Raw genomic sequence first — 15,659 nt, 5'->3', positions numbered from 1 at the left:
GCCCTACGGGTCTTCCAGGCTGGCCCGTACTCGTCGTTACAATTTTTCGATGGATCGACATACACCTTTAAAATTGTGCCTAGATTACGAGCCAGCCTGAAAGACTGAGCATGCAAGGAGTTATTCAGAGGCTCCTTAATTCCCTGTTGACCTTAGAGCATACTCTACCCTTTAGGGTGGTGGCATACCCCATCACGGAGACCTGCCATGACCCTGCTCATCACCGGCGCCACCGGCTTTATCGGCCGCCATGTCTGCGCCCAGTTAACCCATCACCACGACATCCTGGCGGTATTGCGCCAGCCGGACAGCCAGCTCCCCGCCCTGCGCCAACAGGTCGATGCCCTGGGTGGGCAGGGCGAGCGCCTGCAGGCGGTGCAGGGCGACCTGGATCTGCCCGGCCTGGGCCTGCCGGAGGATCTAGTCGCACCTCAGGCCATCATTCACCTGGGTGCCCGCTTTGCCTGGCAACTGGATCGCGCCACCGCCCAGCGCACCAATGTGGCCGGCAGCCTGGCAGTGGCCGAGCTGGCCCGCCGCCATGGCAGCCGCCTGGTGTTTATCAGTGGCTTCATGCTGGAAAACCATGAGCACCTGCGGCGACTGGGGAGCACCAGCGACGACCCGGATCAGGTGGACTGGCAGCACGTCTACCGACGGGCCGGCGGCTATGAAGCAAGCAAACTGGAAGCGGCCATCCGGGTGCGAGCCCTGGCGGCAACCCGCGATCTGAACCTGGTCGAGGTGCAACCCGCCACCGTCGCCGGCCACAGCCGTACCGGCGCCCTGGATAGTGCCCAGCCGCTGTTTGCCCTGCTCGACAACCTGGCCCGAGGGCGGATGGCCATGGTCCCGGGCAGCCCGGAGCACTGGCTGCCGCTGGTGGCCGTGGATCATCTGGCGGCACTGATTGCCGTGGCCGCCACCGCTGACAGCGCCCCGCAGCGGCTACTGGCCCTGGACCCGACCACCCCCAACTTGCAGGGCCTGCTGGCCATCGCCGCCGATATACTGGGCCGGCGCGCGCCGCAGCGGCACCTGCCGATACCCATACTAGCGGCACTGCTGCGCCTGCCGGGGATGCCACGGCTGATGAACACCTGGCCGGAGGCATTGCACTTTATCCAGCCTACCCGTTTTGACACCACCGACACCGACCGTTTTCTGGACCAGCAGGGCCTGGCACGCCCTGCCATGGAGGCGGTAATTGCCCGTAGCGCCCGCTGGTACCAGCAACAGCAAGCACCGCAACCGGCCTGACCCTGCATCTTTGCGGGCGCTTGGGGTATGCTTGCGGGCATTGTGGGTACCCGGTCCGGCGCCGGGTACGGTATTCAGCGACAAAGCGAGCCAAGCATGACCAACCGCGTAATCTACCCAGGCACCTTCGATCCGATCACCAATGGCCATCTGGACCTGGTTGAACGGGCCGCCAAGATGTTTGATGAAGTGGTCGTCGGCATTGCCGCCAGTGAAAAGAAAGGGCCCCTGTTCAACCTGGAAGAACGTGTCGACCTGACCAATCAGGTACTGGCCCATCTGCCCAATGTCCGGGTCACCGGCTTCTCCAAACTGCTGGCCCACTTCTGCAAGGAAGAGGAAGGCAACATCTTGCTGCGGGGCCTGCGGGCGGTGAGTGATTTCGAATACGAATTCCAGCTCGCCAACATGAACCGGCAACTGGCACCGGACCTGGAAACCGTTTTCCTGACCCCGGCGGAGCATCTGTCCTTTATTTCCAGCTCGCTGATTCGCGAAATCGCCCTGCTGGACGGGGATGTGAGCAACTTCGTGCCGCCGCTGGTCGCGGAAGCGCTGGAGCAGAAACGCCAGGAAAGAAAGAAACGATAGCGGCACCCAGTAGCGCGAGTTGGCGCCTGCATTACAGCCGTACCCGCGAACCGGAACCAGTCGCGGGTAGCGGCTTGTCAGAAGCAGTAGCCTTGGATCGCGTTGTCACGATAGCCACCCAATAATAATAACGCTGAAAAACTGCTGTAGGAGCGCCACTCGAGGCGCGAAGCGAACCCGGGAAACCTTTCACAAGCAGGTTCGCGCCTCAAGCGCTGGCCCTACAGAAAACACCCCGTCCACGGAGGACCCCATGCGCATTCTGCTTCCCTTGCTACTGCTGATCACCGTCACTGCACAGGCCGCCGGGCCGGGCAAGAACGCGGTAGCGAGCGCTCACCCACTGGCCACCGAAGCCGGTATGGAGATCCTCAAGCAGGGCGGCAATGCCTATGATGCCGCCATCGCCGTGGCGGCGGCTCTGGCGGTGGTGGAGCCTTATTCGGCGGGCATGGGCGGCGGCGGCTTCTGGCTGCTGCACCGGGAAAGTGACGGCCTGCAGACCTTTGTGGATGCCCGGGAAACGGCCCCGGACGCCGCCATCCCCACCATGTACCAGGATCGCGATGGCAAGGTAGTGCGTGACTGGGCGCTGAACGGCCCCAGCGCCGCCGGCATCCCCGGCCAGGCCGCCGCCTTTGTGCACCTGGCGGACCACTACGGCAAGCTGCCCCTGAAGGCCTCCCTGGCTCCCGCCATCCGGCTGGCCAAAGACGGGTTCCAGGTGGAAGCGCATTACCGCAAACTCGCCGGTTACCGGGAGGATGTGCTTAACCGCTTTCCGGAAGCCGCCGCCATCTTCCTGCACAACGGCAAGGTGCCCCCCGCAGGCCATGTGATCAAGCAACCGGATCTGGCCCGGGTACTGACCCTGCTGGCAGAGAAGGGCAAAGCCGGCTTCTATGAGGGCGACGTGGCCCAACAACTGGTGGATGGCGTGGAGCAGGCCGGAGGTATCTGGAGCCTGGACGACCTGGCCAACTACGACGTAATTGAGCGCTCACCTACCGTGAGCACCTTTAAAAATGCCCGTATCGTTTCCGCGCCGCCGCCCTCCGCCGGCGGCATCGTGATGGGCCAGGCCCTCAATATCCTCAGCCAGTTCGATGGCGAACCGGACAGCCACCTGATCGTGGAAGCCATGCGCCGGGCCTACCAGGATCGGGCCCGCTACCTGGGCGATCCGGACTTTGTGGATATCCCTGTGGATAAGCTGTTGAGCAGCGATTATGCCAAGCAGCGAGCCAGCACCATCAACCCGGACGAGGCCACCCCCAGCCATACCCTGGGCGAACCGCTCACCGTGGAAGAGGGTTTCCACACCACCCACCTGTCGGTGCTGGACAAGGCCGGCAACCGGGTCGCCGCCACCCTGAGCATCAACCTGCCCTTCGGCAGCGGCTTCGTGGCACCGGGCACCGGCGTGTTGCTTAACAACGAAATGGACGACTTCTCGGCCAAACCCGGCGTCCCCAACGCTTACGGTCTGGTGGGTAGCGAGGCCAACGCCATTGCCCCCGGCAAGCGCCCCCTGTCGTCCATGACCCCTACCTTCGTGGAATTCGACGACCGCGTGGCCATCCTCGGCACCCCCGGCGGCAGCCGCATCATCACCATGGTCATGCTCGGCGTGCTGGAAGCGGCCAACGACCAGCCGGTGGATGCCTGGGTCAACCGGGTCCGCTTCCACCACCAGTACCTGCCCGACGAAGTGCAGGCGGAGCCGGAGTTTGTCGGCAGCGAAGCGGCCAAGGAATTGATGCTACGCGGCCACCATGTGGTCTCCACCGGTCGCGACTATGGCAATATGCAGGCAATCCTGTGGCGCAAGGACAGCAATGACGTCACCGCCGCCAGTGATCCGCGCGGGATTGGCAGTGCCCAGGTAAGCGGACAGGCCGTGCTGAAGAAAACCGGTACGGATTAACCCTCTGTGATAGTTGATCCATGCTAAAAAAGTTCGCCTGTTTATTTTTCTTTGTCACAGTGCTGACGCTTCTGTCACCACTGCTTGCCTACTGGTGGGGGCTGTCGTTACTTGAGCATGAACCAAGCCCCTCATTGCACACACTGACGGAACAACAAAGAAACAGAATCTGGATAAAGGAATTTGGAGTCGGGGCACCCAGGCTCAAGCCTATTTCACCTTATGGCTATCTTGCTCACCTTTACTGCGCTTACCGTAATAATCCAGGGTCAGAAAAATGTGCCTCGCAGTATCCAGGACTTCGTGTCAGTGCGCTTGCGATTAGAAACCAGGTCGCAGAACAAGTTAGAGGGCAAGGAAATACAGCTTGGCAACTCGCATGGATTTCTTACACGATCTGGGTAACGAGACATTGGGATATTGATCAAGTCCTGGCAACTTATCACGATGCCTACAACACCTAACCAGCAGTGCTAGCTCTCTACTCGGCCGCCTTAAGACGGTAGCGGTGCTCCTTTTTTCCGGTTAGCGTTGTGCTTTTCGTGGCGGCAACCGGAGTCTCTATGCCTTCCCTGTTGGGTACCGACCTTCCCCTGATCCAGGCTCCCATGGCCGGCGTCCAGGACTGGCGTCTGGCGGCCGCGGTGTGCGAGGCAGGTGGTCTTGGATCTGTGCCGGCGGGGATGCTCAATGCCCAGGGGCTGGAAGAACAACTGACGCAGCTGTCCGCGGCCACCGACAACCCCTGGAATGTGAATTTTTTCTGCCACAGGCCTCCCACGCCGGATCCGCTCGGGGAACAACGTTGGGTGGAAACGCTGCTGCCGTTCTATGAAGCGTTCGCAGCGGACGCCTCCGCCATTCCCCATGGCCCGTCCCGCCAACCCTTCGACCAGGATTGCGCCGCAGTGCTGGAACGATTTCGCCCGGCAGTGGTGAGTTTCCATTACGGTTTGCCGGAAGCCGCCTTGCTGGACCGGGTAAAGGCCACCGGTGCCACAGTGCTATCCACCGCCACTACCGTGGAAGAAGCCCTCTGGCTGGCAGCCAATGGCGCCGATGGGGTAATTGCGCAGGGGCTGGAAGCCGGTGGACACCGGGGGCACTTTCTCAGTGACGACCTGAGCCTGCAGCAGGGAACCATCAGCTTGCTGCCGCAGATTCGCGACGCCATTTCCCTGCCGGTGATCGCCGCCGGCGGCATTGCCACACCGGCAGGGGTCAAGGCCGCCCGCACGCTGGGCGCCAGCGCCGTTCAGGTGGGCACGGCCTACCTGCTGTGCCCGGAGGCCACCACCAAGGGGGTGCACCGGCAGTGGCTGCAGAGTGACCGAGCCCGCCATACCGCCTTGACCACAGTATTCTCCGGGCGACCGGCCCGGGGCATGATGAACCGGTTGATGGACACCCTGGGCCCTCTGCCGGAAGCAGCACCGGCCTTCCCGTTAGCGGGCAATGCCATCGGCCCGTTGCGGGCGGCGGCGGAAGCTCAAGGTAGCGGTGACTGCTCGCCATTGTGGGCAGGGCAGTTTGCCAGTGCTTGCCGGGAAGTCTCGGCGACAGAGGTGACCCGGTGGCTGGCCGAGGGTTGGGGTTAGTTTTTACGTAGGAGCTATGCTTGCATGGCGAAGAATTCAGAGCCTGTTCGCCATGCAAGCATAGCTCCAACAAAATCAGCCAGGGCCGCTTCCGCTATGGCCCGATTTAACCTTGCAGGTTGTGGGGCAGCGGTCAGAATCGACATCCTGTTTACCGGCCATGCCGGTGCAAGACTTGCCCGGCCCGTTGCCGGGCCCTAGCGGAGTGCTTTTTATGCAGCGTATCGAGATTACCAAGACCTTCCCGTTTTCCGTGGGCAAGCTGTTCGACTTTCTCAGTGACCACGAAAACCTGGAAGTGATTTTTGCCCCCGCCAAGATCAAGCGGATAAAGCCGGGCATCGACAGCCCCAACGGCGTGGGCTCCACCCGTCGCATGCGCATCCTGGTGGCACCGCCTTTCGAGGAAACCGTCACCAAGGTGATTCCCAACGAACTGATCGAATACAAGATCAGCAAAGGCAGCCCATTGAAGAACCATAAAGGTACCATGCGTTTTTCCGAGAACGGCAACGGCGGTAGCCAACTTCACTACGTGATCGAGTTTGAAGGCAAGCTGCCACTGATCGGGCCAGCGGTGAAGGCCGGTCTGGGTCAGGCTATCAGCCGCGGGCTGAACAAGCTGAAGCTGTAAGTCGCACACTCTGTATGAGCCATGCTCGCATGGCGAACCCTCTTTGAATCGCCATGCGAGCATGGCTCATACAGGTGCTTTCAGACATAAAAAAACGCCGGCATCCTTGCTTGCACAGATGCCGGCGTTAAACGGTTGCTACAGTGATTAACCGTAGTTAGAACGTATAGTTCAGGCTCAGGTTTGCGTTGGTCGGTGCGCCATAATAGCTCTGACCAAAGTAACGCAGACTGCTCAGATATTTTTCGTCGGTCACATTGTTAACACGCAGTTTGGCATTAAAGTTGTCGGTAAAGTCATACCCTGCCATCAGGTTAACCAGTGCATAACTATCCTGTTTGGTTTCGTTGCCGCCGCTGGTGTTGGTCACACGACTCTGCCAGTTAACGGTCATCCCCACTTTCAACTTCTTCAGTCCGACCGGGCGATACGTGGTAGCCAGTGTAAAGGTTTCTTCAGGGATGTAGGTTCTTAGCTCATTCCCCTTTTCATCGTCCTCGATATCCAGGTAGGAGTAGCCGGCAGTGATATTCCAGTCATTCAGAATCTCACCGGACACTTCCGCTTCATAGCCCCCGCTGTCGAAGTCCTGCCCCCGGAATTCGGCTTTCGGTGTATTGTTTTGAATCTCCTCAGCCACATTTTTCTGCTCGGTTTCGAATGCTACTAAAGAGGTGTTGAGTCGACCCTGGAACCATTCGCTCTTCAGGCCATATTCCGTGTTAACGCCTTCCACCGGATCCAGGCGGTTGCCATCCGGTTTCAGTTCCGTTTGTGGATTGAAGATAGTGGTGTAGCTGGCGTACAGGGAGTGCTGCTCGGTAAGGTCAAAGATCACGCCGGCATAGGGAACCAGTTCAGAGGCGCTGCTGGTGCGTGTCGCGCCATAGGCTTCGCCCTCGCTTTCCACATCCTGATAACGGGCACCAACTACTGCGGTCAGCGGGTCAGCCAGATTCAGGCGGGTGGCCAGATAGCCGCCCAGGTACCGGTCAACCCAGTCACTGCCATCGGTACTGCCATCAAAGGCTGGCTCCGGGAAGTCCCCGGTAAAGACTTGTTCAGAGTCAATGGGGGTAAATTGCAAACCGCCAAAATCAGAGAAAATGGACAACTCTTTCGGGCGGACTTTGCCACGGTTAAACCCGATGACCATTTCATGGATACGCCCACCGACCTCATAGGGGCCCCGGGCAGACAGATCAACGGTTTCTTGGCGTTCATAACTCTGGAACTTGCTGGGGTAGGCAAACATGCCATCCAGATCACGGGTGGGATTACCGAAGAGATAAAGCAACTTCGAGTCACCTTCCCATTTACGATATTGGTAAACCGCTTTGCTTTCCCAGCCATTATCAAATTGCTGGGCCAGCTCGACAAAGGCATCTTCCTTGACCGTATCCCAGAAGGCCCAATCGGCCCCGGTGCTGGTAGACACGCTGAAATCTGTAGGCGTGCCATCCGCATAGAAAAGCGGCAAAGAGCCCCACATGTTCTGATCCGCGTTATCTTCCTGGCGGGAATAGCCAACGGTGAACAAGGTGTTATCGGTCAGATCCGCTTCAACAACACCATAGAGAACGCCACGCTCTTTTTCATAACGGTCCAGATAGGAATTGCCATCCCGGTACGCGGTCACTACACGAGCCCGAACATTATCGGTCAGGCTGCCTGACACATCCCCATCGGCGCGGTAGGTATCCCAGGACCCTCCGGTCAAGCCCACAGACGCCTGACTATCACGGGTGGGGCGCTTGCGGACAAAATTCACCACCGCGGAAGGCTCGCCCGCCCCGGTCATCAGACCATTGGCACCACGAATCACTTCCACACGTTCGAACATAGCGGTATCCAGATCGCCTCTCACACCGGGACGACCCGATGGCGACCCCACACCATCGTATTTGAACGTATCGATATCAAAACCGCGGGCATTATATTCAGCCCGGTCGGTTTCATATTTCTGTACGGTGATACCGGTGGTATTGGCCAACACATCATTCATTGTGTTCTGGCCAAAATCATCCATCTCCGTACGGGTGGTTACCGATACGGATTGCGGCGTTTCACGCAAACTCATGGAAAGGCCTGTCGCACTGGAGACAGCCTTTTTGGGAGCATAGCTTTCGGTATCGTTGGCTACCTCACCAGACGCAGAAGCACCGACAGTGATTTCGCTCAACTCATGAGCAGACGCATCCGTCTTGTCCGCCTGGAGAGCAGGCGATAGCAGCAACAGCGAGGCGTTTATCGCCCCGAAAAGAATTCGATTTCCCATGGAAAGCCCCAGTCAGTACACACATATTCGGCTTCGGCTGACAGAGTGTTCTCTGCCCCCAACAGTGATCCGGGCCGAAACCGACCGGGATAATAATGATTTTGATAATAGTTCTCAATAGTACTATTGACTGATCCCATCATCCTGGGAGAGCAAGGACTACAATTCCGCCCGGCCGCGCTGATTGGCCTCCACCAGCTTGTCGCCATCGTGCTGGTGCTCCACCTGCTCGCGCAGCAGGGCCTCGTCCAGTTCCCGGAAGCTGCGCACCAGATCGATGGCGGTGGACTCGGGCACGCCTAGCTGCATCAACGTCACACGGGTGCTGAGCAGGGCGGACTCGAAGGTTTCGCGAATCACCTGGTCCACCCCCAGGGCATGAAGCTTGTAGGCATGGAAGCGGTCCCGGGCCCGGGCCACGATGGTCACATCGGGAAAGTGGTGGCGCACCAGTTCCGCCGCCTTGAGCGAGTCGTCCACATCATCCACCGCCAGCACCAGCACCCGGGCGTATTCCAGTCCCGCATTGCGTAACAGGTCCAGGCGGGTCACATCACCGAAGTACACCTCGTTGCCATAGCGGCGCAGCATGTCGATCTCGTCCGGATCGGAATCCAGGGCGGTGAACGGGATCTTGCGTGCCACCAGGATCCGTGCGGTGATCTGCCCGAAGCGCCCCAGGCCAGCGATCACCACCCGCGGGTGATGGTCGGGCATGTCTTCCGCTTCCAGGTCCGGGCGCGAGGTGCTCTTGCTGCGCTCCGGCCAGAGCAGGGTGACCAGTTTCAGCAGCAACGGCGTCGCCGCCATGGACAGGGCCACCACCAGGTTGAGCTGACCCACCAAGGTGCTGTCCAGCAGGTTCAGCGCCTGGGCCTGGGTGAACAGCACAAAGGCAAACTCACCGCCCTGGCAGAGCAGGATGCCGAACAGGGCGGTGTTGCGCCATTCCACCCCGCGCACCCGGCTGATCACCGCCAGCACCAGGGCCTTCAGGCCCAACAGCACCAGCAGATAGAGGGCGATGTCCCCGGGGCTGTCGACCAGCAAGCGCAGATCCATGGTCATGCCAATGGCCAGGAAGAATAGCCCCAGTAACAGACTCTTGAAGGGCTGGATATCGGTTTCCAGTTGCTCCCGGTAGGGTGAGTTGGCCAGCAGCACCCCGGCCACGAAGGCTCCCAGGCCCATGGACAGGCCCAGATGCTCCATCAGGGCAGCGGCGCCCAGCACCAGCATCAGGGCACTGGCGATCATCAACTCCCGGTTGCGCAGTTTCGCCAGCCAGCCCAGCCAGGGATTGAGGGCGTACTTGCCGGCCAGCACCATGGCCACCAGCGCCACCAGACCGGCCAGCAACTGCGGGCTGTCCTCACCGGCCTGGGTGCCGGCCAGCAGGGGCAACAGCAGCAGGATGGGAATCACCGCCAGATCCTGGAATAGCAGAATGGAGAACGCGGAACGGCCCTGGGGCGTACCCAACTGATTGTTTTCCACCAGCATCTGCACCACAAAGGCGGTGGAAGACAGCGCCAGGGTGAAGCCGATGGCCAGGCTCACGTTGGTCTCGAAGCCCAGCAGCAGAAAGGCCCCCGCCAGCAGTGCGGCACTGAGCAGCACCTGGCTGGCGCCCAGTCCCACCAGCCGTCGCCGCTGCGCCCACAATTGTTGCGGTGCCAGTTCAAGCCCCACCAGAAACAGCATCAGCACCACACCGAGCTCGGCGAAGTGCAGCACGTCGGTGCCGCCGCTGACCAGCGCCAACCCCAGCGGCCCCACGGCGATCCCCGCCGCCAGATAGCCCAGAATGCTGCCCAGTCCCAACCGCTGGAACAGGGGCAATAACAAGAGGGTAGCCGCCAGCAGTACCAGCGCCTGAGAGAAAAAGCCTTCCACGGTGATCTCCTTGTTCTGATGCCCCAATGCTAGCGGATTCCGGTGACGACCGATGTTAAAAAGCGGCACGCCGCCAAGAATGCACCAGAATTGCCCATGAACCGACCAGGCCTTACCATGCGCGCTCTTTCAATGCCCCAATGCGGTGCAAAAAATGAGTAAACAGAATGACCGCCTACGCCAGCAGCTAGTCGGCGGCCTGTTACGGCAACTGCATCTGGATGTGATGAGCCAGCGCTTCAACCCCCGTCTGGTGCTGGCGCTGTTCAATCTGGTGAATGGCGGGCTGAGTATTGCCCTGATCGCCATCGTCGCCCTGATCACCCAACAGTCGTTTATCTTTCCTTCTCTCGGTGCCACTGCGTTTTTGCTGTTTCACCTGCCACTGGCGGAAGCGGCCTCGCCGCGCAATGTGCTCAGTGGCCATGTGATCGGTGCCCTGTGTGGCTGGACTGCGTTGTGGGTGTGCGGTCTGCACGATGCTCCCGCCGCCTTTATCACCGGGGTGGAGTGGCCACGGGTGGTGGCCGCCGGCCTGTCGCTGGGATTCACCAGCGCCCTGATGATCCTGTTCCGGGTGGCCCATCCACCCGCCGGCGCCACCGCACTGATCGTTTCCCTGGGGCTGATGCATGAGCTACAGCAACTGCCGGTGCTGATCAGCGCCGTCGCGCTACTGGTCGGCCAGGCCTTCCTGATCAATCGCATCGCCGGTATTCCCTATCCCCTGTGGCGAAGCCTGAAAGCGGGAACCTGATTCAATTTTCGTAATGAGAATTGTTGCCACTACTGTTAGACTGCCGCGCTCAGTCTGATCCGTGGCAGGTGCCTCTCATGCGCGCAATTCTGGTACTCCTTCATCGCTGGTTCGGCCTCTTTATTGCCGGCTTTCTGATTATTGCCGGCCTGACCGGGGCGCTGATTTCCTGGGACCATGAGCTGGATGAATGGCTCAACCCGCACCTGTTCGAGAGCCAGAGTGAAGGGCAACCGCTGCCCATGCTGGAACTGGTGAACCGGGTGGAGCAGGCCGACCCCCGGGTGCGGGCCAGTTTCTTCAACCTGGAAGCGGAACCCGGTCATAACGCAGAAATCTGGGTGGACGCCAGGGTGAATCCGGAAACGGGGCGCCGCTATGAGCTGGACTACGACCACGCCTTCGTGGACCCAGTCACCGGCGAGATTGTCGGCAAACGCCTGTGGGGCAAGATCTCGTTGCACCCGGAACACCTGATGTCCTTCCTCTACAAGCTACACTTCACCCTGCATCTGCCGGAGTGGAAGGGCATCGACCGCTGGGGCATCTGGCTGATGGGTGCCGCTGCCATGGTGTGGCTGTTTGATACCTTCATCGCCATGGCCCTGACCCTGCCGCGCAAACGCCGCACCCAGAAGCCCGCCGGCAAGAGCTGGCTGCAGCGCTGGAAACCGGCGTGGATGATTCGCCGTGGCGCCGGTGCCTACAAACTGAATTTCGACCTGCACCGGGCCGTGGGTTTGTGGGTGTTCGGTCTGCTGTTGATACTGGCATTCACCTCTTTCTCCCTGAACCTGTACCGGGAAATCTTCTACCCGGTCATGTCCATGGTGTCCGAAACCACCCCGGGTCCCTTCGAAACACGCACTCCCACGGCCCTGCATGAGCCAGTGGAACCCCAGGTGAGTTGGCCGGCCCTGTTCGATAAGGCGCGCAGCGAAGCGGCTACCCGGGGTTGGGACGAGCCCATCGGCGACACCTTCTACAGCGATAACTTTGCTGTCTTCGGGGTGCGTTTCTACTACCCCGGCGAGGACCATGACAGCGGCGGCATGAAAGTGAAGAGCCTGTATTACGATGGCAACAACGGCGAGCTGATCGGTGACGAAGTCCCCTGGCAAGGCACCGCTGCCGACGTCTTCAACCAGCTGCAATTCCCGCTGCACTCCGGCCGCATCGCCGGCCTGCCGGGCCGCATCATTGTCTCCATCATGGGCATCGCCGTGGCCATGCTGTCGATCACCGGCGTGGTGATCTGGTGGAAGAAACGCAAGGCGCGGGTGGCCAGCAAAAAGCGCAAGCAGGAAATGGCGACGGTCGTAAATGCTGGCTAGCTACCGTGTAGGTGTCTTGCCTGATAGCGATTAACCCTATCCACCACGGTTCGCCATGCAAGCATAGCTCCAACGGCGGTTGGGTACGCCCTCAATCAGAAGCGATCACGACCGGGCTGGTTGAGGTTGTTGATGCGGGTTTTGCCCAGCAGTTTCAGCAGCAGATTGCGGAAGAATCGCAGTAGCGGGTAAAGCACTTTCGAGACACGCCGGGAGCGGAACACCCAGTAGTTGAATCGGTTGAACACCCCGGAGCGGCTGCCGATCAGGGCCAGGGCATGGATGGCATCGGCGCCGTAATAAAGCTGGTCGCCCATTTTCAGCACCATACCCTGATCGATATCCAGGCCAGCGCCGGTGATCTCGCGCATCACCTCACTGTCTTCCCTGGCATCCACGATACGCAGTTCACCCACGCTTTCGCGGATGCGCACTACCTGGCAATAGGCGTGGCAGGCCGGGCATTCCTTGTCGTAGACCAGCAGGATGTTGGAGCGTGAAATGTCGGGACGGGACACATGGCCTCCGGCTGAACCCAAAAAAAGCCCCCTGTCGGGGGCTTGTTGTTACCACTGAATCGGCGCTTCCGACGAGCCCGGGCTGGGCGCCTGCCCGGCGGGTCCGGCCGTCGGGCTGTCTGCGCCAGCGGCACTGCGTACCCGGTCGCCGGCCTGCAGGGGACTGCTGGCCGGGCCGTCCAGGCGAGCAACGCCATAATCCGGGCGCACATCGGTGACGATCAGGGTGGCCAGGGCATTACCCTCCAGCTTGATGGTCAGGCCGGTGTCCGGGTCTTTCATTTCCCCGGCGGGGCGATAGACCTGCATGCTGGCATCCTGCTCCAGCCGGCCCTGACCCTGGCTCAGGAACACGGTCTCGCCCTGCACCTTGATGATCTGCACCGGATAGAGCACATCCGTGGCGGCACCGGCCATGGCCCTGGCAATGACGGGATAGAGTTCATCCGCCAGCCGCTCCGGGTGGTTACGGTCGTCGATCTTGAGCTGACGGGCCACCTCGCGGATGGACGCTTCAGACTGGTTCCAGTCGAACAGATCTGCCCAGAGGATTTCGCTGCTGGTGGTATCGATCAACCGATAGCGAACCCGGATGCGCGGCTCATAACCGGAAAACTTGGCCCCGTAGAATTCCCGCTGGCTGTCGCCGATGCTGAAATCTTCGATGGTGCCTACCAAGAGCAGATCGGCCCCCTTGCGCTGCCCCAGCCGGGCCAGCTCTTCCGGCGCTACACTGCCGCTGGCGACGACGGACTGCTCCTGATCAATGGCATCCAGGTTGGCCCGGTCCAGCACCCGGAAGCGACCGGACTGGGTGAAGGCGGTGACCAGATCATCGCGCAACTGACGCTGCACTTGGCTGGCCGGCACCTGCACGTCACCCAGGTCATAACGGGGCTGGCGGCTGTCGAAGGTGGTAATGGCAATACCAGGCAGGTGCGAGCGGTCCGCACCCAGTGTCTTGGGACGAAGCACCTCCGCCTGCACGTTGGCCTGCCACAGGCCGTCTTCCACCTGCTTCACCGACTGCACCTGGTAACTCTTGATATTGCCCAGGGTAGGCAGCTGCGGCTCCGGCACCGAGGTCTCGGTACCGATCCAGGTGCTGACATCACCCTGCTGGCGAACCACCCACTGCAGCACATTGGTGCGGAAGTTCGGGTCCACGGCCACGCTGACCCCGCCGGCCTGTCGCACCGCCGCCACCAGGGCATTGGTCATGGCCTGTTCCGGGTTGTCACCGTAGCCGCGGGCCGACACGGAAACCGTCTCCGTGGCAGCCTGGGCCAGGGACGCACACAACAACAGGATGAAACATAACGGAGCGAACAGGTGCTTGGTCATAACGGCCTCCATGTCTGGTTAGCATGCACGCAACCGCTAACGCCAGTTGCGTGCAGCGTCCTTACAACCCGAACAGGCTCTTGCTGCGAGTCTTGCGGATTTCTTTTTCGTTGGTCCACTCGATGATGCCGGTCTGGATGTTGAGCAGCTTGAGGGTGAACTTGTAGTACACGTCCTTGGTGCTGCCATCCCGTTTGACGATGGAGGAGAAGTTACCGTACATCATCAGCTCGGCACCGATCTGGCGGCCCATTGCGGCGGCTGTGGATTGATCCACCATGCCGGAATCGCTCTGGTATTCCAGCTGCTGACGCACCCGATCCACCACGGACATGTCCACAAAACGGAACTTGCCGGAGTTGATCAGCTTGGACTGGATGGTGTCGGTGATGGACTCGGTGTCCACGTGTTCGGTGGTCTTGTTCTTGATGCGATCCACGAATACCACCGGACGGCGGTTCTGGGTCATCTGCACGATGGGCGGAAACACCATCATGTCATCCACCATCTTGGCGGCGATCATCTGCAGGTCGGTGGAACCGAAATCCGTGTTGACGGTTTCCCGGGCCTGGGCATCGCCGTAATCCACCTTGGAGGCACAGCCGGACAGGGCCAGGGCGCTGCCCAGCAGCGGCATGGAAAGTACGCGTAGCATTATGGTTTTCTCCTTGTTCCCTTTAGAAAGGCACGCAGTTATTCGCGCACCCAGATTTCAAAGCGCACGGCGGACGGGTTGGGGGCAACGGCCTGGACGCTATTCTGACTGCGACCGGCCATCACTACCTGCCGCCAGGGCTGGCCTTCCGGCGCCTGCTCGAAACCGTCCTTGTCGAACCATTTGAACTTGTATTGGAAATCCAGTTCAAATTTCCAGTCATTTTCCAGGGTGGCCTGCACATAGAGCAGGTCGCCCACGGTCTTCTGTTTCAGGTGCTGCACGGAGATGCGACTGGCCAGCAGGCTGTTGTTGGAATAGACCTTGGTAAACGTCTTGCCGTCTTCATCCACTTCCGTGCGGCCCATATTGGTGGCCGAGCAGGCCGCCAGCATCGCGGCCAGCAGCAGCGCCAGCATCGGGCGTAACAGTGTCATAAGGGTCCCTCCTGAACGGGTAACACGCGGGTAATCAGCTGGCCGGGAACGGCCGCCACATGAATCACGGTGAGGCCACGGTTTACCACCGGTACCGTCAACGTAGCATTGCCCCCGGGGGTGCTCAATACAAGGGTATGTTCCCCCTGGGGCAGTGAAAATCGTGTTGCCTGGGCGTAGGCAGGCAGAGTCAACCAGCTACGCCGGTCCGCCTGCTCACTGACCAGGTTATACAGCTGGGTGGCGAAGGCCCCCCGTGGGCCGAAATCGTCATTGGCCTTTTTCTGCAGGTTGTACTTGGCGGTGGCACGCAGGGTCTGGCGCACCAGCATGCCGGGCAGCCGCTCTTTCAGATCCTTGGCGGCCAGGGCGCCCACATCGGCCAGCACTACGGTTTCCCCCAGTGGCTGGCTGGCGCTGTCCAGCACCC

General features: G+C 60.6%; 14 protein-coding genes and 1 pseudogene. 8 read left to right on the top strand and 7 right to left on the bottom strand.

Annotation, left to right across the window (positions count from 1 at the left end; genetic code table 11):
* Positions 1-207: 207 nt before the first annotated feature.
* The 6 genes from ACFE0K_RS00190 (at position 208) to ACFE0K_RS00165 (ending at position 6,010) form a co-directional block, all read left to right on the top strand.
* Positions 208-1,260: an SDR family oxidoreductase gene (locus ACFE0K_RS00190; RefSeq protein WP_434534137.1), complete on the top strand. Its 1,053-nt coding sequence runs from the start codon at positions 208-210 to the stop codon at positions 1,258-1,260.
* A gap of 96 nt (positions 1,261-1,356) precedes the next feature.
* The gene (gene coaD, locus ACFE0K_RS00185; RefSeq protein WP_035246259.1) at positions 1,357-1,851 is read left to right on the top strand and encodes a pantetheine-phosphate adenylyltransferase; all 495 of its coding nucleotides are present in this window, start codon (positions 1,357-1,359) and stop codon (positions 1,849-1,851) included.
* Positions 1,852-2,104: 253 nt separating this feature from the next.
* Entirely contained in the window at positions 2,105-3,778 is a 1,674-nt protein-coding gene (gene ggt / locus ACFE0K_RS00180) for a gamma-glutamyltransferase (protein ID WP_434534136.1), read from the top strand.
* A gap of 20 nt (positions 3,779-3,798) precedes the next feature.
* Positions 3,799-4,242 carry a hypothetical protein gene (locus ACFE0K_RS00175; RefSeq protein ID WP_434534135.1) on the top strand — a complete coding sequence of 148 codons (444 nt, stop codon included), beginning with the start codon at positions 3,799-3,801 and terminating at the stop codon, positions 4,240-4,242.
* A 99-nt stretch (positions 4,243-4,341) separates the two neighbouring features.
* Positions 4,342-5,376 carry an NAD(P)H-dependent flavin oxidoreductase gene (locus tag ACFE0K_RS00170; protein WP_434534134.1) on the top strand — a complete coding sequence of 345 codons (1,035 nt, stop codon included), beginning with the start codon at positions 4,342-4,344 and terminating at the stop codon, positions 5,374-5,376.
* A gap of 214 nt (positions 5,377-5,590) precedes the next feature.
* On the top strand, positions 5,591-6,010 hold the full coding sequence (locus ACFE0K_RS00165; RefSeq protein WP_434534133.1) for an SRPBCC family protein: 420 nt from the start codon (positions 5,591-5,593) through the stop codon (positions 6,008-6,010).
* A gap of 157 nt (positions 6,011-6,167) precedes the next feature.
* Here ACFE0K_RS00165 and ACFE0K_RS00160 read toward each other — a convergent pair whose 3' ends face one another.
* Together ACFE0K_RS00160 and ACFE0K_RS00155 are read right to left on the bottom strand one after the other, a co-directional pair.
* Positions 6,168-8,288 (bottom strand): TonB-dependent siderophore receptor, encoded by a 2,121-nt coding sequence (locus ACFE0K_RS00160; RefSeq protein WP_434534132.1) that lies wholly within the window; start codon positions 8,286-8,288, stop codon positions 6,168-6,170.
* A gap of 159 nt (positions 8,289-8,447) precedes the next feature.
* Entirely contained in the window at positions 8,448-10,184 is a 1,737-nt protein-coding gene (locus ACFE0K_RS00155) for a monovalent cation:proton antiporter-2 (CPA2) family protein (RefSeq protein WP_434534131.1), read from the bottom strand.
* A 154-nt stretch (positions 10,185-10,338) separates the two neighbouring features.
* On the opposite strand from ACFE0K_RS00155, the gene ACFE0K_RS00150 reads away from it, so the two are divergent.
* Together ACFE0K_RS00150 and ACFE0K_RS00145 are read left to right on the top strand one after the other, a co-directional pair.
* Positions 10,339-10,941, top strand: a complete 603-nt coding sequence (locus ACFE0K_RS00150; RefSeq protein WP_434534130.1) for an HPP family protein — start codon at positions 10,339-10,341, stop codon at positions 10,939-10,941.
* 77 nt (positions 10,942-11,018) lie between these two features.
* Positions 11,019-12,275 (top strand): PepSY-associated TM helix domain-containing protein, encoded by a 1,257-nt coding sequence (locus ACFE0K_RS00145; RefSeq protein WP_434534129.1) that lies wholly within the window; start codon positions 11,019-11,021, stop codon positions 12,273-12,275.
* A gap of 95 nt (positions 12,276-12,370) precedes the next feature.
* On the opposite strand, the gene ACFE0K_RS00140 is transcribed toward ACFE0K_RS00145, so the two are convergent.
* From ACFE0K_RS00140 to ACFE0K_RS00120, 5 genes and pseudogenes are all read right to left on the bottom strand, one after another.
* Entirely contained in the window at positions 12,371-12,793 is a 423-nt protein-coding gene (locus ACFE0K_RS00140) for a DCC1-like thiol-disulfide oxidoreductase family protein (RefSeq protein ID WP_434534128.1), read from the bottom strand.
* Positions 12,794-12,841: 48 nt separating this feature from the next.
* Positions 12,842-14,137, bottom strand: coding sequence for a CsgG/HfaB family protein (locus tag ACFE0K_RS00135; RefSeq protein ID WP_434534127.1), 1,296 nt, complete (start codon positions 14,135-14,137; stop codon positions 12,842-12,844).
* Between the two features lie 61 nt (positions 14,138-14,198).
* The gene (lpoB, locus tag ACFE0K_RS00130; protein ID WP_434534126.1) at positions 14,199-14,792 is read right to left on the bottom strand and encodes a penicillin-binding protein activator LpoB; all 594 of its coding nucleotides are present in this window, start codon (positions 14,790-14,792) and stop codon (positions 14,199-14,201) included.
* A 38-nt stretch (positions 14,793-14,830) separates the two neighbouring features.
* Positions 14,831-15,229: a YcfL family protein gene (locus ACFE0K_RS00125; RefSeq protein WP_434534125.1), complete on the bottom strand. Its 399-nt coding sequence runs from the start codon at positions 15,227-15,229 to the stop codon at positions 14,831-14,833.
* Positions 15,226-15,659: pseudogene (locus ACFE0K_RS00120) on the bottom strand (COG3014 family protein); the annotation flags it as partial. The pseudogene ACFE0K_RS00120 and the gene ACFE0K_RS00125, both read right to left, overlap by 4 nt.

This window comes from Alcanivorax sp. (genome assembly GCF_051117345.1).
Taxonomy (GTDB): domain Bacteria; phylum Pseudomonadota; class Gammaproteobacteria; order Pseudomonadales; family Alcanivoracaceae; genus Alcanivorax.
Note: the sequence above shows the minus strand (reverse complement) of the source record. Positions and strands in the feature narration are given on the sequence as shown.